Source organism: Aeromonas sp. QDB03, assembly GCF_027707985.1.
GTDB classification, from domain to species: domain Bacteria; phylum Pseudomonadota; class Gammaproteobacteria; order Enterobacterales; family Aeromonadaceae; genus Aeromonas; species Aeromonas hydrophila.
Genome location: NZ_JAPCJG010000011.1, coordinates 43,228 through 60,024 on the forward strand (window position 1 = coordinate 43,228; position 16,797 = coordinate 60,024).

Genomic DNA, 16,797 nt, shown 5'->3' on the forward strand with positions numbered 1-16,797 from the left:
TAGAAACCGATATGACTCCTGAACGCTTCAAGCGCATCACCGACATGCTGGCCCAGCGCCAGCTCGATCTGACCGTCTGCATGGAAGAGGTCCACAAGCCGCACAACCTGGCCGCCATCGTGCGCACCGCCGATGCCATCGGCATCCATCGGGTGCACGCGGTCTGGCCCAAAACCTGGATCCACAAGCGCAAGGGGACCGCTCGCGGCAGCCAGAACTGGGTGGACGTGAAGCTGCACCCGGACATCGACAGCGCAGTGGCCGAGCTGAAAGCCTCCGGCATGCAGATCCTGGCGACCCACCTCTCCGACAGCTCGGTGGATTTTCGCGCCATCGACTACACCAAGCCCACCGCCATACTGGTCGGTCAGGAGAAGCACGGCATCGGCGAAGAGGCGCTGGCCCTAGCCGATCACCATATCGTCATCCCCATGGTGGGCATGGTGCAGTCTCTCAACGTCTCGGTGGCCGCCGCCGCCATCCTCTATGAGGCCCAGCGCCAGCGCGAACTGGCCGGCTGCTACCAGCGCGGCTGTCCGCTCGACCTGGAGGAGCAGAACAGCATACTGTTCGAGGGGGGCTACCCCATCTATGCCCAGCTCTGCAAAGAGAAAGAGATGCCCTACCCCCAGCTCGGCCCGGCCGGCGAAATCCTGGCGGACGAGCAGTGGTGGCAACAGATGCAGCTGACGCGCAAAGGATGGGCCGCCCAGCAATCGGATGATCCTTCGGAAGAGTACGCTGATGAAGCTTAACCACCTGCCCCTGCTGGCCCTGACCCTGTTTTCTGCCGGAGCCCTCGCCGTGAACAATCCCTATCAGCTGACGTCGGAAGCCGACGTCGCCACCCTTCATCAGCAGACGCTGCCCGACTTCTGGCGCCAGCACGCCGTCGAGAGCGCCTTCAAGGGCAAGGACGGGGTCACCATCCGCTATGCCGCCCTGCGCCAGGCCAAGGTCGATCGCGCCATCCTCATCGTCAACGGCCGGGTCGAAAGCTACCTCAAGTATCAGGAGCTGGCCTGGGATCTGTGGCGCCAAGGCTACAGCCTCTACCTCATCGACCACCGCGGCCAGGGCTTGTCCGATCGGCTGCTGGCCGACCAGGAGAAGGGATATGTCGACCAGTTCGACGATTATGTGCTCGATCTCAAGCAGTTTCATGACGAGGTGATCGCCCAGGACCAGCCCGCCAAGCTGTTCCTGCTGGCCCACTCCATGGGCGGCGCCATCTCGGCCCGCTATCTGGAGCGCTGGCCCGATGATATCGAGGCGGCCGTGCTCTCCTCCCCCATGATGGGCATCAATCTCGGCAGCCTGCCCAAGTGGCTGGCCAAGGGGCTGGCAGCCACCATCGGCACGGTTGGCGGCTGGCTGGGCGAGCCTCCCTACGGCCCGGGCCAGGGTCCGTACGAGAGCCACGACTTTGCCGACAACGGTCTGAGCCACAGCGAAGCCCGCTATCAGGCCTTCCGCGAGCTCTATGAGCAGCGCCCGCAGATCAAGCTGGGAGGCGCCACCGCCCACTGGATCTATCAGGGGCTGACGGGGGCGGACGCCGCGGTGGCCGAGGCAGGCGCCATCAAGACGCCGCTGCTGCTGCTGCAGGCCGGTGACGACGGCGTGGTGGACAACGCCGCGCAGGACGCCTTCTGTGCGCTCGCTCGCTGCGAGGGAGGCAAGCCGCTGCGCATAGAAGGGGCCTGGCACGAGCTGTTCATGGAGGCCGATCCCCAGCGCCAGGCCGCGCTCAACGCGATTCTGGCCTTCTTCGCACGCTACTAGCGGCTGGTTATTTTTTGTATCCCTAAATAAATGGGGTCGCGGGAGCGGTTGCTGTACACTGCTCCCGCTTTCATTCGTAACCCCGAGGTGATGATGTATAAGGTCGTTGTATCCGATCTCGATGGCACCCTGCTCAACGGGCAGCACCAGATCTCCCCCCGCACCCGCGATACCCTGCACCGTCTGGTGGATCAGGGGATCAAGTTCGTGGTGGCCACCGGCCGTCACCATGTGGATGTGCGCAGCATCCGCGACACGCTCGGGCTCGACATCTATCTCATCACCTCCAATGGCGCCGTGGTGCACGACAAGCAGGACCAGCTGATCTTCAACCAGGCCCTGCCGGACAGCGTGGCGGCCGAGCTGATCGCGCTGGAGCGCGACCCCTCCATCCACATCAACCTCTACTACGGCGACGAGTGGCTGGTGGAAGAGGAGATGCCCTGGCTGCTGCAGTTCCATCATGAATCCGGCTTCAGCTATCGCCTGACCGATCTCGCCAGCCACCCGCTGGACAAGGTCAACAAGGTGTTTTACATCGGCGAGCACGAGAAGCTGCTGCAGATCGAGGCAGAGCTGAACCAGCGTTATGGTGATCGGCTCAACGTCACCTTCTCCCTGCCGGACTGCCTCGAGGTGATGCACGCCGGGGTGCACAAGGGCAATGCCGTGCGCGCCGTGCTGGAGCAGCACGGGCTGGAGATGTCCCAGGCGGTGGCCTTCGGCGATGGCATGAACGACTTCGAGATGCTGAGCATGGTCGGCCGCGGCGTGGTGATGGGCAATGCCCACGACCGCCTCAAGCTGGCGCTGGCCGACCACGAACAGACCCTGAGCTCCGACGAGGATGGCGTCGCCGTCTATCTGGAGCAGTTGTTCGCCCTGCAGGGCGTCAACGTCGCCTGATGCTTCTGAACCTCATGGATACACGCCTCGGCCGTATCCATGAGGTTCACATCCGCTAAATTCCCTTCTTGTTGCCTGACGCCCTACCAGATGAGGCTTTTCAGGTTCAGCTTGTCGAACATGCTGCCCTTGTTTTGCCATGCGAAGCTCTGGTTAGCCCCACCGAAACAGTCGGCCAGCCGCAGCGGGGTGCCCGGCTTGTGACGACGGCCGGCCACATCCAGACAGCGGTCAGCCTTGCTGTTGAACAGCCGATCGTCCTGCCACTGCCATTGCCGGCTCTCATCCTGGCACTCGGCCATGGTCAGCTCGCTCACCCCTTTGGCCACCAGGCAACGCTGGTCAAGCTGCAAGGCACCGGCATCCCAGCTGAACTGCTGGCGGGCAGTCTGGTCACAAGGCTGGGTGATCAGCTGATTGTGGTCATTGAGGGCCACGCAGAATCCGGCATCAGTTACCAGCGCAGAGGTGGCGGTACTCTGCATGGGGGCAGCCCCCATCAGGATCTCGTCGGGTTTGGGTTTGTATGAGCAGCCGCTGAGGGCCACGACAACCAGCGCCAGTGTGCTGACGCGAAAAGAATTTGGGTGCATATGACATGTTGGCCTGAATTGTGTTCAATAACGCCCACTTGCCGTGGGTCTGCATCCCAGCATACCCGAAGCGACAGCGAGAAAGTGCCAACAGAAATGTAAACAGACGTGACAGAAACCTGCGGCAGCAGGCTGGCAGACGACAGAAAGCAAAAAACCCCGCCTGAGCGGGGTTTTTCAGAATGTGGTCGGTGATAAAGGATTCGAACCTTTGACCCTCTGGTCCCAAACCAGATGCGCTACCGGGCTGCGCTAATCACCGAGGCTTTAAAAAAGCTTTCTTTTCAAAACACAAAGACGACCATGAACGGTCATCCTCGTCATACAGCAAGTATGGTGCGAAGAGAGGGACTCGAACCCTCACACCCGGGGGGCACTAACACCTGAAGCTAGCGCGTCTACCAATTCCGCCACCTTCGCATACCTGACAAGCTGTAAAATGGGGTGGCTGATGGGGCTCGAACCCACGACAACCGGAATCACAATCCGGGACTCTACCAACTGAGCTACAGCCACCACAGCTGTTTTCGTTCTTCAACTCGCCCGCTTAACCGGCGCACTTTTGATGGTGCGCCCGACAGGATTCGAACCTGTGACCTCTGCCTCCGGAGGGCAGCGCTCTATCCAGCTGAGCTACGGGCGCTACGCTGTCGAACGGGGCGCAATATTAATGATGGGGACCCACCTTGTCTACTATTTTTTTATCTCGCAGAATCAACCGCTTGTTTTTCCATCGTTTCTGGCTTTTTTTAAGCGTTTTTGTTCCATTCAGGCTGGATCCAGCCCAGCTCCGCTACTTTTGGCTCCCCCCACATAGCAATCCGATGATGGGCAAAACTTGACTTGCCTCAAAGCCCCCCTAGAATGAATGAACGTTCATTCAGCCGTTGTGATCATCCCGTCATGAACAAGAAAGAACGCATTTTCGATGCGGCTCATGAAGTACTCGGCGAACAGGGTTTCCACGGTCTCTCCATTGCCGTGGTGGCCAAGAAAGCCAGGGTAGCGGCAGGCACCATCTATCGCTATTTCAGCGATAAGGATGACCTGATCCGCCAACTCTATCGGCACACCATCCTCCAGTGTCATCCCCTGGTCATGGAAGGCGTGCAGACAGAGGAGGTATCGTTCGAACAATTTCGGCGTTTGTGGCTCAACATCCACGCCATCTTTGTCGACGAACCGAACGCGCTCAAATGCAAATTGCAGTATGAAACGTCCCCGCTGGGAGCAGAGCTGGAGCAGGACCCGGTCATCAAGGCTGCCTGGGCCCCGCTGGATCGCTTCTTCGAACGGGGTCTGGAACAGGGTCTGTTTATCGACCTGCCCGTCCGGGTACTGCAGGTGCTGAGCCTGGATTGCGTGGCAAATATGGCGCTGCAAAGCCAGGTGCACCAATTCGAACTGACGCAAGACCAGCTGGAAGCCGTGATCCGGGCCTGCTGGCGAGCTATTTTGACCCCTTAAACATTGCACTCATATCTCAGGAGCGAGAGTTCATGAAAAAGTGGATGAGCATCATGTTGCTCATCGCGCTGGCCCTGTTCGGCAGCGTGATTGGCTTCAACCTGTTCAAGCAAAAGATGATAGCCAACTACATGGCCAACATGCCGGAGCCCGAGTTTCCGGTCACCACCCACAAGGTGGAGACCCGCGACTGGGTGCCGACCATCGAGGCCATCGGTTTCATCGAACCCAACCAGGGGGTAACCCTGTCGACCGAGCAATCCGGCACCATCGACAGCATCTCCTTCGAGTCGGGTGATACCGTCAAACCGGATCAGCTGCTGCTGAGCCTGGATGCCAGCGTCGAGAAGGCCAACCTGCGCGCCTCCATGGCCAAGCTGCCGGCGGCCAAGGCCAAGTTCGATCGCTATCAGAACCTGTTCACCAAGGGATCCATCTCCCGCGACCAGCTGGACGACACCGAGGCGACCTATCGCTCCCTCGAGGCCGATATCGAGAGTCTGAAATCGACCATCGCCCGCCGCGAAGTGCGCGCACCGTTTGCCGGCGTAGTCGGCCTGCGCAACGTCTTCCTCGGTCAGTACCTGCAACCGGGTACCGACATCGTCCGCCTGGAAGACACCAGCGTGATGCGCCTGCGCTTCACCGTGCCGCAGACCGATATCTCCCGCATTCGCCTGAATCAGGACATCCTGATCAACGTGGACTCCTACCCGCATCGCCAGTTCAAGGGCCACATCAGCGCCATCGAGCCGGCCGTCAACTATCAGAGCGGCCTGATCCAGGTGCAGGCGGACATCCCCAACAACGACGGCCAGCTGCGCTCCGGCATGTTTGCCCGCGCCAGCATTCTGCTGCCGGCCCAGAAGGACCAGATCGTGCTGCCGCAGACCGCCATCACCTTTACCCTGTATGGCGAGAACGTCTACCTGGTCAAGGAGAAGGATGGCGTGAAGCGCGTCGAGCAGGTGGTGGTCAAGGTTAGCGAGCGCAAGGGCAACGATGCGCACGTGGTCTCCGGCATCAAGGCGGGTGACGAAGTGGTCATGTCCGGCCAGGTACGCCTGAGCAACGGCGCCAAAGTGAAAATCGTGCAGGACCAGGGCCTGAAGGTTCCGGACCAGGTTCCCATGCTGTAAAACGCGGAGAGACAGATGCGCTTTACCGATATATTCATCAAGCGGCCCATCCTGGCCATCTCGATCAGCTTTCTGATCGCGTTGCTGGGTGTCCAGGCCGTGTTCAAGATGCAGGTGCGGGAATACCCCGAGATGACCAACACGGTCGTCACGGTCAGCACCAGCTACTATGGCGCGAGTGCCGACCTGATCCAGGGCTTCATCACCCAGCCACTGGAACAGGCCATCGCCCAGGCGGACAACATCGACTTCATGACGTCGTCCACCCAGCTCGGCAGCTCGACCATCACTGCCTACATGAAGCTCAACACCAACCCAAATGCGGCCCTGTCCGACATTCTGGCCAAGGTCAACTCGGTGCGTTCCCAGTTGCCGAAGGAGTCGGAAGATCCCTCGGTGACCATGTCGACCGGCTCGACCACGGCGGTGCTCTATATCGGCTTCACCAGCCCAGAGCTCAACGCCAGCCAGATCACCGACTACCTGGAGCGGGTCATCAAGCCCCAGCTCTTCACCGTCGGCGGCGTCTCCAAGGTCGACATGTACGGTGGTACCAAGTACGCCCTGCGGGTGTGGCTGGATCCGGCCAAGATGGCGGCGTTCAACCTGACCGCCGCGGACGTGATGAGCGTGCTCAACAGCAACAACTATCAGTCCGCCACCGGTCAGGCCACCGGCTACTTCACCCTCTACAACGGCAATGCCGAGACCCAGGTCAACACTACCGAGGAGCTCGAGCGCCTGGTGGTGGCCACCCGTGACGGCAAGGTGATCCGTCTGGCAGACATCGCCAAGGTCAGCCTGGAGAAGAGCCACGATACCTATCGCGCCACCGCCAACGGCCGCGAGGCCGTGGTACTGGCCATCAACGCAGCACCGACCGCCAACCCGATCAACATCGCCCACGACGTGCTGGAGATGCTGCCGAGCCTGAAGAGCAACATGCCGAGCACCATGGAGGCCAACGTCCTCTATGACTCGACCGTTGCCATCAACGAATCGATCAGCGAAGTCATCAAGACCATCGCCGAGGCAGCCGCCATCGTGCTGGTGGTGATCACCCTGTTCCTTGGTTCGTTCCGGGCGGTCATCATCCCGATTATCACCATTCCCCTCAGCCTGATCGGGGTGGTGATGGTGATGCAGATGTTCGGCTTCTCCATCAACCTGATGACCCTGCTGGCCATGGTGCTGGCCATCGGTCTGGTGGTGGATGACGCCATCGTGGTGCTGGAGAACGTGGATCGCCACGTCAAGGAGGGGGAAGAACCGTTCCGGGCCGCCATCATAGGTACCCGTGAAATCGCCGTGCCGGTCATCGCCATGACGGTCACCCTGGCCGCCGTGTATGCGCCCATCGCCCTGATGGGGGGCATTACCGGCTCCCTGTTCAAGGAGTTTGCCCTCACCCTGGCCGGCGCCGTGTTCGTGTCGGGCATCATAGCGCTGACCCTGTCACCCATGATGTGCGCCAAGATGCTCAAGGCCAACGAGGAGCCGGGCAAGTTCGAGAGCAAGGTGCATCATCTGCTCGACCGCATGACGGTCCGCTACGATGCCATGCTGCACGCCGTGATGCAGAAGCGCATCGTGGTGGTGCTGTTCGCCGTCATCGTCTTCGCCAGCTTGCCGATGCTGTTCAAGTTCATTCCGAGCGAACTGGCACCGAACGAAGACAAGGGCGTCATGGCCGTGCTGGGTACCGCCCCCTCCAACGTCAACCTGGACTACATCCAGGGCACCATGGAGCAGGTGAACAAGGTGCTGGACGAACAGCCGGAAGTGGCCTTCTCCCAGGTCTTCTCCGGGGTGTTCAACGCCAACCAGGCGTTCGGTATCGCCTCCATGGTGCCGTGGAGCCAGCGTGAAGCGAGCCAGAAAGAGGTGCTGGAGCGGGTTGGCAAGCTGGTCGAGAACGTGCCCGGCATGTCCATCACCACCTTCCAGTTCCCGGAATTGCCGGGTGCCTCGAGCGGCCTGCCGATCCAGTTCGTCATCACCACGCCGAACAACTTCGAGAGCCTCTATCAGGTGGCGAGCGAGATCCTGACCGCAGCCCAGGGGAGCGGACGCTTCGTCTACTCCGAGCTGGACCTGCAGTACGACTCCGCCACCATGAAGATCAAGATCGACAAGGACAAGGCGGGTGCCTACGGCATCACCATGCAGGACATCGGCATTACCCTGGGCACCATGATGTCGGACGGTTACGTCAACCGGATCGACCTGGATGGCCGCTCCTACGAGGTGATCCCGCAGGTCGAGCGCAAATACCGCCTCAACCCCGAATCGATCAAGGGTTACTACGTGCGGGCGGCCGATGGCCAGTCCATCCCGCTCGGCAGCCTGATCAGCATCGAGGTGGTCGGCGAACCGCGCGCCCTGCCCCACTTCAACCAGCTCAACTCGGCCACCATAGGTGCCGTGCTGATGCCGGGCACCACCATGGGCAACGCCATCGCCTGGCTGGATGCCACCGCCAGCGAGAAGCTGCCGCAAGGTTACCGTTACGACTACATGGGTGAAGCCCGCCAGTTCGTGACCGAAGGCAGCGCCCTGTACGCCACCTTCGCCCTGGCGCTGGCCATCATCTTCCTGGTGCTGGCGATCCAGTTCGAGTCGGCCCGCGACCCGCTGGTGATCATGGTCTCCGTGCCGCTGGCCATCAGTGGCGCACTGATCGCGCTGGCCTGGGGTGCCGCCACCATGAACATCTACTCCCAGGTGGGTCTGATCACCCTGGTCGGCCTGATTACCAAGCACGGTATCCTGATCTGCGAGGTGGCCAAGGAGGAGCAGCTGCTGCACGGTCGCAACCGGATGGAGGCCGTGATGGCCGCCGCCAAGGTACGTCTGCGTCCCATCCTGATGACCACGGCCGCCATGATCGCCGGTCTCATCCCGCTGCTCTATGCAACGGGGGCCGGGGCTGCCCAGCGCTTCAGCATCGGTATCGTGATCGTGGCCGGTCTGGCCATCGGCACCCTGTTCACCCTGTTCGTGCTGCCGGTGATCTACACCTACCTGGCCTCCGAACACAAACCGCTGCCGGTGTTTGACGAATCCATTCCGCCCAAGGCGAAAGGGAGTCATTAAAAACTGTTCTTAATCAACAAGGCCCCGTTTCGGGGCCTTGTTTTTATCACGCTAACGAAACACGACATAAGTGCATGAAGCAGTTAAACTAAATGGCAATATATCCAGACCGCAAGGACGCCATGTCAGGACTCTTCTCCAAGACCGCTAAGGCCGTCGGCCGTAACGGACTCTCATACCGCCTGCTCTCCTACATTCTGGTGTGCAGTACCGTATTGGCGATGATCATTACGGTGTTGCAACTTGCCTGGGATTACCGCAAGGACGTGGCCGTGATCGAGGACAGCATCGGCCAGATCGAGGCTTCCTTCCTGCAGCCCATCGCCGCCAGCCTGTGGAACCTGGACGAAGAGCAGGTCAAGGTACAGATCGAAGGCATCATGAACCTGCCCAACATGCAGTTCGTGATGGTGAAGGAGATGCTCGGCAACTCGGAAGTGCCTCTGCTGACCCAGGGGGTGGAGCGGGAAAGCTACGACATCTCCCGCGAGTTCAACCTCACCTATCAGGGCGAAGTGGTGGGCAAGCTGTTCGTCGCCGCCTCCCTCGAGCAGATCTACCAGCGCCTGATCGAGAAATCGGTGCTGATCATGGTCAGCCAGACCATCAAGACCCTGGTGGTCTCGTTCTGTATCCTGATCATCATCTACTACCTGGTGGTGCGGCACCTCAACCGCATCGCCAACTATGCCCAGAAGTTCAATCTGGACCGGCTCGCCATCGAGCTGACCCTGGAGGGGCGCCCCCTGCCCCGCAAGAAACCCGACGAACTCGACACCCTGGTTGCCACCCTCAACCAGATGCGTACCCGGCTGAACGACGAATTTGCGGCGCGCCATCAGGCCGCCGAGCAGCTGCAACAGGAGCGGGACTTCTCCGCCACCCTGATCAACTCGGCCAACATGGTCATCTGCTGCATGGAGCCGGACCTCAACATCGCCAGCATCAACCCGGCGGCCATTCTGCTGACTGGCTACCACCAGCAGGAGATACTGCAGCACAACTGGCTGGATCTGTTCGTCAGCAAGGTCCAGCGCGATGAGCTGGCGGCCATCCTGGCCGATCACGGTTCCATCGAGGACAAAGAGGTCATCATGCATGACCAGCAGGGCCACGAGCTGGTACTGCAGTGGACCTTCGCCCCCTTCTACGAGGGGCCCAACCTCAAGTATCTGATCGGCTTTGGCTACGACATCACCCGCCTCAAGAAGGTGGAGCGGGAGATCATCCAGCTCAACGAACAGCTGGAGGGCAAGGTGGTGGAGCGTACCCGCAGCCTGAGCGATGCCAACGACCAGCTGGGCAAGGCCTACGACGACCTGAAACAGGCCCAGCAGACTCTGGTGGAGTCGGAGAAGATGGCCTCCCTCGGTTCACTGGTGGCCGGCGTGGCCCACGAGATCAACACCCCCATCGGCATCAGCGTGACCGCCTCCTCCTACCTGCAGGAGCGGGTGGCCGACTTCAAGCAGCACATCGACTCCAAGCAGCTGTCGCGCTCCTATCTCACCGAATTTACCGTCAACCTCGACGAGTCCATGCAGCTGCTGCAGGGCAACCTGCGCCGCGCCTCGGAGCTCATCGCCAGCTTCAAGCAGGTGGCGGTGGATCAGTCGTCCGAGGCACGCTACAACTTCAGCCTCGCCGACAACCTGCACCAGGTGGTGGTCTCCCTCGGCCACAAGCTGAAGAAAGCCCAGTGCGAGGTGGATATCCAGTGCGATCCCAAGCTGTCGATCTTCTCCTTCCCCGGCAGCTTCACCCAGATCTATTCGAACCTGATTCTCAACTCCATCAACCACGGCTTCGACAACTGGGACAAGCCCAAGAAGATCACCATCAAGGTGGAACAGCAGGGTGAAGAGCTGCTGATCGACTACAGCGACAACGGCCGCGGCATCCCGCCCGAGATCTTGCCGCGCATCTTCGACCCCTTCGTCACCTCCAAGCGGGGCCAGGGCGGCAGCGGGCTCGGCACCCACATCATCTACAACCTGGTGGTGCAGCTGCTGCGCGGTCGCATCAGCTGCGTCAGCGAGCCGGGCAACGGCGCCCAGTTCCATATTCGCCTGCCGATCCAACATAACTGAGCGCTGGCTCTTGTGAGCCAGCCGCTTTATCCCCATCATGCTGTGATTGCATTCTTAATGAGCGGAGAACCTCGCAATGGCACAGCATTTTGACTATATCGCCATCGGCGGCGGCAGCGGCGGCATCGCCTCGGCCAACCGAGCTGCCATGTACGGTAAGAAAGTTGCCCTGATTGAAGCCAAAGAGTTGGGTGGAACCTGCGTCAACGTCGGCTGCGTGCCGAAGAAGGCCATGTGGTATGCCGGCCAGATCGCCGATGCCCTGAAATATGGCGCCGACTACGGCTTCGACACCACCCTCAACCACTTCAACTGGGCCAAGCTGGTCGAGTCCCGCCAGGCCTATATCGGTCGCATTCATCAGTCATACCAGAACGTGCTGGGCAAGAACCAGATCACCGTCATCAAGGGCTTCGCCCGCTTCGTCAGCAGCAACACCATCGAAGTGAATGGCGAGCAGTACAGCGCCGATCACATCCTGATCGCCACCGGCGGCCGTCCTGAAGTGCCGGCCATCCCGGGTGCCGAGCTGGGTATCGATTCCGACGGCTTCTTCGAGCTGCAGAGCCAGCCCAAGCGGGTTGCCGTGGTAGGGGCCGGCTACATCGCGGTGGAGATCGCCGGCGTGATGCAGGCACTCGGCTCCGAGACCCATCTGGTGGTGCGCAAACATGCGCCACTGCGCAACTTCGACCCCATGATCCATGAGACCCTGGTGGAGATCATGGCGCAGGAAGGGCCCAAGCTGCACACCCACGCCATTCCAAAAGCCGTGGTCAAGAACGCCGATGAGAGCCTGACCCTGCAGCTGGAAGATGGTCGCCACCTCACCGTCGACTGCCTGATCTGGGCCATCGGCCGCGTCCCGGCCACCGACAACCTAAATCTGGCCGCCGCCGGTATCGAGTTGGACGAGAAGGGCTTTATCCCGACCGACAAGTTCCAGAACACCGCCGTCGCCAACGTCTATGCCGTCGGTGACAACACCGGCCGCATCCAGCTCACCCCGGTGGCCGTCGCAGCGGGCCGCCGCCTCTCCGAGCGGCTGTTCAACAACAAGCCGAACGAGCACCTCAACTACGATCTGGTGCCGACCGTGGTGTTCAGCCACCCGCCCATCGGCACCATCGGCCTGACCGAGCCGGAAGCCATCGCCGAATACGGTGAAGATCAGGTCAAGGTCTACCGCAGCCAGTTCACCGCCATGTACTCGGCGCTGACCCAGCATCGCCAGCCCACCCGGATGAAGCTGGTCTGCGTCGGGCCGCAAGAGAAGGTGGTCGGCCTGCATGGCATCGGCTTCGCCATGGACGAAATCCTGCAGGGCTTCGGCGTCGCCATGAAGATGGGCGCCACCAAGGCGGACTTCGACAACTGCGTCGCCATCCATCCGACCAGCGCGGAAGAGTTTGTGACTATGCGCTGATGGCCGTGTGAGGGGAGAAACTCGAGGATTGTCTCGACAACTGCGTTCTCCCTCTTCATCCGACCAGCGCGGAAGAGTTTGTGACCATGCGATAAGCATGTTTGAAACTGGCCTGTCACTCTCAGACCAGTCTCAGCCACTTACCTACCAAACCCGGCCTAGGCCGGGTTTTTTGATCGCAGTCCACCCCTCCACTCTGCCAATCCCCTTCTTTTTACGCCGATTTTACGCCAGCCAAATCGGGCTTTATGGCGCCTTTACGCCCGTTTTACATACCCTTTCAGCGTCAATGAGACCTATGGGATCGACACGGATATGCATCGATCCCTGACGCTAATTACCTCAACGGAGTCGTTATGAATTGGCTATATCTGCTACTGGTCCTCGCCCTCACGGGTTATCTGCTGCGCGCCCTCGCGCGCACCCATGAGTGAGGAACCGGATATGTGGCAAGAGATCATCTATCCCGTCGCGTTCGTGCTGCTGGTGCTGCTGCCAGCGCCTCTGCTTGGCAACTACCTGTATCGAGTGTTTGAAGGCAAGAGTCGCTGGCTGGCCCCGCTTGAGCGCGCCACCCTGGCCTGCTGCGGCACGGACGGGCGCGAGCAGGACTGGAAGTCCTACGCCCTCAGCCTGCTGGCCTTCAACGGCGCCGGCTTCGGCCTGCTGTTCCTGATCCTGCTGGCACAGGGGCTGCTGCCCCTCAACCCGCAGCAGTTGCCCGGGCTGAACTGGCAACTCGCCTTCAACACCGCGGTCAGCTTCATGACCAACACCAACTGGCAGGCCTACTCCGGCGAAGCCAGCCTCTCCTACTTCAGCCAGATGGTGGGGCTCACCACCCAGAACTTCGTCTCCGCCGCCACTGGCGCCGCCGTCGCCATCGCCCTGTTTCGCGGCATCGCCCGCCAGCAGACCACCCACCTTGGCAACTTCTGGCAGGATCTGGTGCGTTTCTGTCTCTACGTGCTGCTGCCGATGGCGCTGATCCTGGCGCTGCTGCTGGTCTGGCAGGGGGTGCCCCAGAGTCTGTCGGCCTACCTGCCGTTCCACGCGCTGGAAGGCCAGGAGCAGCTGCTGCCGCTCGGCCCGGCCGCCTCCCAGATCGCCATCAAGCAGCTCGGCTCCAACGGCGGTGGCTTCTTCGGCATCAACTCGGCTCATCCGTTTGAAAACCCGACCGCCCTCTCCAACTGGCTGGAGATGGTCGCCCTGCTGACGCTGGCCGCCGCCATGGTTTGCACCCTGGGGCGCTACGTGAAGGATCTGGCCCACAGCCGCGCCATCCTCATCGCCATGACCATCATGCTGGTGCTGGGGCTCTGCCTCGCCATCGGCCAGGAGCTGAAACCGGATCCCGCCCTCGCCCACCTCACCAGCGAAGCTGGCAACTGGGAAGGCAAGGAGAGCCGCTTCGGCCCCGTGCTGTCCAGCATCTGGGAAGTGGCCACCACCGCCGCCTCCAACGGCTCGGTCAACGCCATGCACGACAGCTTCGCCCCGCTCGCCGGCATGGTCGCCATGATCAACATGCTGCTGGGTGAAGTGGTGTTCGGCGGCGTCGGTGCCGGTATCTACGGCATGATGCTGTTCGTGCTGCTGACCGTGTTCCTGTGCGGCCTGATGGTGGGGCGCACCCCCACCTATCTGGGCAAACGGCTCGGCATCACCGAGATGAAATGGGTGGTCGCCAGCATGCTGGTGATGCCGATCGGGGTATTGGTGATCGGCGGCATTACTCTGCTGATGCCGGACTCCGCCACCGTCATCGGTCACGACGGCCCCCACGGCCTGTCACGGCTGATCTATGCCTACGCCTCGGCCGCCGGCAACAACGGCTCCGCCTTCGCCGGCTTTGCCGCCGCCGACAGCTGGCAGTGCATCGCCATCGGGCTGGCCATGCTGCTCGGCCGCTTCGGCTACATCATTCCGGTGCTGGCCATCGCCGGCCAGCTGGCCCGCGCCCCGCGCCAGGAGCGAAGCGAAGGGGACTTCCCGGTCAGCGGCCCGCTCTTCATCACCCTGCTGATCGTCACCGTGCTGCTGATGGGGGGTCTCTCCTTCCTGCCGGTACTGGCGCTGGGCCCGGTGGCGGAACACCTGAGCCTGCTGGGAGGTGCCTTCTAATGCTGCACACCCGACTGATCTGCGTGACCCACTATTCGATGCAGGGAGCTTTCCAATGAGCAAGTCCGCTTCAATGAGCACCGACACCATTCAGGTGAAGGGCAAGAAACAGAAATCACAGATCCTGCAGGCCATGGTAGAAGCCCTCTATCGCTTCAACCCCAGGGCGCTGTTTGGCAGCCCCATCCTGTTCACCCTCTGGCTGGCGGCCGTGATGGCGACCCTGGAGTCGCTGCTGGGGCAGCCGCTCTCCGGCGTCGCCCCATCGCTGGCCTGGCAGCTGACCGCCTGGCTCTGGCTGACCCTCTGGTTTGCCAACTTCGCCGAGACCTTGGCCGAGGGGCGCGGCAAGGCGCGGGCCGACAGCCTGAAGGCCGGCATGAGCCAGCTCAAGGCACGTCGGGTCACCAGCCCGCAGGATGACAAGGGCGAGTGGGTACCGGCCACCAGCCTGCTCAAGGGCGATCTGGTGCTGGTGCGCAGCGGCGAGATGATCCCGGCCGACGGCGAAGTGGTCGCCGGCATCGCCTCGGTCAACGAGGCAGCCATCACCGGCGAATCCGCCCCCGTCATCCGCGAGTCGGGCACCGACCGCAGCGGCGTGACCGGCAACACCACCGTCGTCTCCGACCAGATCTGGGTGCACATCAGCAACAACCCGGGCGAAAGCACGCTGGATCGGATGATTGCCCTGGTGGAAGGAGCCAAGCGGCAGAAGACCCCCAACGAGATGGCGCTGGACGCCCTGCTGGTGGGGCTGACCCTGATCTTCCTGCTGGTGGTGGCCACCCTGCCCTGGTTCCTCGACTACAACGGCACCCAGGTGCCCCGGCTCTATCTGCTGGCGCTGTTCATCACCCTGATCCCGACCACCATCGGCGGTCTGCTCTCCGCCATCGGCATCGCCGGCATGGACCGGCTGGTGAAGCTCAACGTGATCGCCAAGTCGGGCCGGGCGGTAGAAGCCGCCGGCGACGTGCGCACCCTGCTGCTGGACAAGACCGGTACCATCACCTTCGGCAACCGGATGGCGGACGAGCTGATCCCGGCCCCCGGCGTGGACCCCTCCCTGCTGGCCCAGGCCGCCATGCTGGCCTCGCTCGGTGACAATACGCCAGAGGGCAAATCCATCCTGACCCTGGCGGGCAAGAGCCACACCAAGCCGAGCCAGCTGGAGAGCGACATCCTCATCCCCTTCAGCGCCGAGACCCGGCTGAGCGGGCTGGATCGCAACGGCCATCACTATCGCAAGGGGGCGGTGGATGCAGTGCTGCGCTACCTCTCGCTCGATCGCAAGGCGGTGCCGGAGCTCATCCTCAAATCGGTGGACAACATCGCCCGCCAGGGTGGTACCCCGCTGCTGGTCTGCACTCACGAGAAGCTGCTGGGGGTGGTGTTCCTCAAGGACATCATCAAGCCGGGCATCAAGGCCCGCTTCCAGATCCTGCGCCACATGGGGATCCGCACCGTGATGATCACCGGTGACAACCCGCTGACCGCCGCCGCCATCGCCGCCGAGGCCGGGGTGGACGACTTCATCGCCGAGGCGACGCCGGAGAAGAAGCTGGCCTACATCCGTCAGGAGCAGGCCGACAGCCGGCTGGTCGCCATGTGCGGGGACGGCGCCAACGACGCCCCGGCGCTGGCCCAGGCCGACGTGGGCCTGGCCATGAACGAGGGGACCCAGGCCGCCAAGGAGGCGGGCAACCTGGTGGATCTCGACTCCAACCCTACCAAGCTGCTGGACGTGGTGCTGGTGGGCAAGCAGCTGCTGGTGACCCGCGGCGCCCTGACCACCTTCTCCATCGCCAACGACGTGGCCAAATACTTCGCGATCCTGCCGGCCCTGTTCATCGCCGCCTATCCGCAGCTGGGGGTGCTGAACCTGATGCAGCTGGGCAGCCCGGAAAGCGCCATCCTGTCGGCCATCATCTTCAACGCCCTGATCATCGTAGCGCTGGTGCCGCTGGCCCTGCGCGGGGTCAGCCTGCAGGGCTCGGCCGCCAGCCTGCTGCGCCGCAACCTGCTGATCTACGGCGTCGGCGGCCTGATAGTGCCTTTCATAGGTATCAAGTTGATCGATCTGGTTATCACCGGCCTGGGGCTGGTGTAACGGCATTACCGGATGCGGGGCAGACCCGCATCCACCCAACGCATTTGGAGCAAGA

Annotated in this window: 11 protein-coding genes and 4 tRNA genes; 10 read left to right on the forward strand and 5 right to left on the reverse strand. The window is 61.9% G+C overall.

Going from position 1 to position 16,797, the window contains the following annotated elements:
* The first annotated feature begins 11 nt into the window (after positions 1-11).
* The 3 genes from trmH (at position 12) to PG900_RS19780 (ending at position 2,691) form a co-directional block, all read left to right on the forward strand.
* The gene (gene trmH / locus PG900_RS19770; RefSeq protein ID WP_270832100.1) at positions 12-755 is read left to right on the forward strand and encodes a tRNA (guanosine(18)-2'-O)-methyltransferase TrmH; all 744 of its coding nucleotides are present in this window, start codon (positions 12-14) and stop codon (positions 753-755) included.
* Entirely contained in the window at positions 745-1,785 is a 1,041-nt protein-coding gene (locus PG900_RS19775) for an alpha/beta fold hydrolase (protein WP_270832101.1), read from the forward strand. Before trmH ends, PG900_RS19775 begins: the two co-directional genes overlap by 11 nt.
* Positions 1,786-1,878: 93 nt before the next feature.
* On the forward strand, positions 1,879-2,691 hold the full coding sequence (locus PG900_RS19780) for a Cof-type HAD-IIB family hydrolase (protein ID WP_016348894.1): 813 nt from the start codon (positions 1,879-1,881) through the stop codon (positions 2,689-2,691).
* An 83-nt stretch (positions 2,692-2,774) separates the two neighbouring features.
* Here the strand turns inward: PG900_RS19780 and PG900_RS19785 are convergent, their stop codons facing one another.
* From PG900_RS19785 to PG900_RS19805, 5 genes are all read right to left on the reverse strand, one after another.
* Positions 2,775-3,284 carry an RICIN domain-containing protein gene (locus tag PG900_RS19785; RefSeq protein ID WP_106553651.1) on the reverse strand — a complete coding sequence of 170 codons (510 nt, stop codon included), beginning with the start codon at positions 3,282-3,284 and terminating at the stop codon, positions 2,775-2,777.
* Positions 3,285-3,469: 185 nt separating this feature from the next.
* Positions 3,470-3,546, reverse strand: a tRNA-Pro gene (locus tag PG900_RS19790).
* A gap of 72 nt (positions 3,547-3,618) precedes the next feature.
* Positions 3,619-3,704, reverse strand: a tRNA-Leu gene (locus tag PG900_RS19795).
* 20 nt (positions 3,705-3,724) lie between these two features.
* Positions 3,725-3,800, reverse strand: a tRNA-His gene (locus tag PG900_RS19800).
* A gap of 50 nt (positions 3,801-3,850) precedes the next feature.
* A tRNA-Arg gene (locus PG900_RS19805) sits at positions 3,851-3,927 on the reverse strand.
* A gap of 260 nt (positions 3,928-4,187) precedes the next feature.
* On the opposite strand from PG900_RS19805, the gene PG900_RS19810 reads away from it, so the two are divergent.
* From PG900_RS19810 to kdpB, 7 genes are all read left to right on the forward strand, one after another.
* Positions 4,188-4,751: a TetR/AcrR family transcriptional regulator gene (locus PG900_RS19810; RefSeq protein WP_016348886.1), complete on the forward strand. Its 564-nt coding sequence runs from the start codon at positions 4,188-4,190 to the stop codon at positions 4,749-4,751.
* Positions 4,752-4,783: 32 nt separating this feature from the next.
* Positions 4,784-5,890: an efflux RND transporter periplasmic adaptor subunit gene (locus tag PG900_RS19815; RefSeq protein WP_011704066.1), complete on the forward strand. Its 1,107-nt coding sequence runs from the start codon at positions 4,784-4,786 to the stop codon at positions 5,888-5,890.
* Between the two features lie 15 nt (positions 5,891-5,905).
* Positions 5,906-8,986 carry a multidrug efflux RND transporter permease subunit gene (locus PG900_RS19820; RefSeq protein WP_011704065.1) on the forward strand — a complete coding sequence of 1,027 codons (3,081 nt, stop codon included), beginning with the start codon at positions 5,906-5,908 and terminating at the stop codon, positions 8,984-8,986.
* 122 nt (positions 8,987-9,108) lie between these two features.
* A complete protein-coding gene (locus PG900_RS19825) occupies positions 9,109-11,076 on the forward strand; it encodes an ATP-binding protein (RefSeq protein WP_270832120.1) in 1,968 nt (655 codons plus the stop codon).
* Between the two features lie 76 nt (positions 11,077-11,152).
* The gene (gorA, locus tag PG900_RS19830) at positions 11,153-12,502 is read left to right on the forward strand and encodes a glutathione-disulfide reductase (protein WP_017410503.1); all 1,350 of its coding nucleotides are present in this window, start codon (positions 11,153-11,155) and stop codon (positions 12,500-12,502) included.
* 444 nt (positions 12,503-12,946) lie between these two features.
* Entirely contained in the window at positions 12,947-14,629 is a 1,683-nt protein-coding gene (kdpA, locus tag PG900_RS19835) for a potassium-transporting ATPase subunit KdpA (RefSeq protein ID WP_270832103.1), read from the forward strand.
* A 55-nt stretch (positions 14,630-14,684) separates the two neighbouring features.
* The gene (gene kdpB / locus PG900_RS19840; protein WP_270832105.1) at positions 14,685-16,742 is read left to right on the forward strand and encodes a potassium-transporting ATPase subunit KdpB; all 2,058 of its coding nucleotides are present in this window, start codon (positions 14,685-14,687) and stop codon (positions 16,740-16,742) included.
* Positions 16,743-16,797 lie beyond the last annotated feature (55 nt).

Excerpts from the sequence above, each read along its gene's own strand:
- PG900_RS19775 (WP_270832101.1), top strand. The coding sequence starts at position 745 with ATGAAGCTTAACCACCTGCCCCTGCTGGCCCTGACCCTGTTTTCTGCC.
- PG900_RS19785 (WP_106553651.1), bottom strand. The coding sequence starts at position 3,284 with ATGCACCCAAATTCTTTTCGCGTCAGCACACTGGCGCTGGTTGTCGTG.
- PG900_RS19815 (WP_011704066.1), top strand. The coding sequence starts at position 4,784 with ATGAAAAAGTGGATGAGCATCATGTTGCTCATCGCGCTGGCCCTGTTC.
- kdpA (WP_270832103.1), top strand. The coding sequence starts at position 12,947 with ATGTGGCAAGAGATCATCTATCCCGTCGCGTTCGTGCTGCTGGTGCTG.
- PG900_RS19780 (WP_016348894.1), top strand. The coding sequence starts at position 1,879 with ATGTATAAGGTCGTTGTATCCGATCTCGATGGCACCCTGCTCAACGGG.
- PG900_RS19810 (WP_016348886.1), top strand. The coding sequence starts at position 4,188 with ATGAACAAGAAAGAACGCATTTTCGATGCGGCTCATGAAGTACTCGGC.
- PG900_RS19820 (WP_011704065.1), top strand. The coding sequence starts at position 5,906 with ATGCGCTTTACCGATATATTCATCAAGCGGCCCATCCTGGCCATCTCG.
- kdpB (WP_270832105.1), top strand. The coding sequence starts at position 14,685 with ATGAGCAAGTCCGCTTCAATGAGCACCGACACCATTCAGGTGAAGGGC.
- trmH (WP_270832100.1), top strand. The coding sequence starts at position 12 with ATGACTCCTGAACGCTTCAAGCGCATCACCGACATGCTGGCCCAGCGC.
- gorA (WP_017410503.1), top strand. The coding sequence starts at position 11,153 with ATGGCACAGCATTTTGACTATATCGCCATCGGCGGCGGCAGCGGCGGC.
- PG900_RS19825 (WP_270832120.1), top strand. The coding sequence starts at position 9,109 with ATGTCAGGACTCTTCTCCAAGACCGCTAAGGCCGTCGGCCGTAACGGA.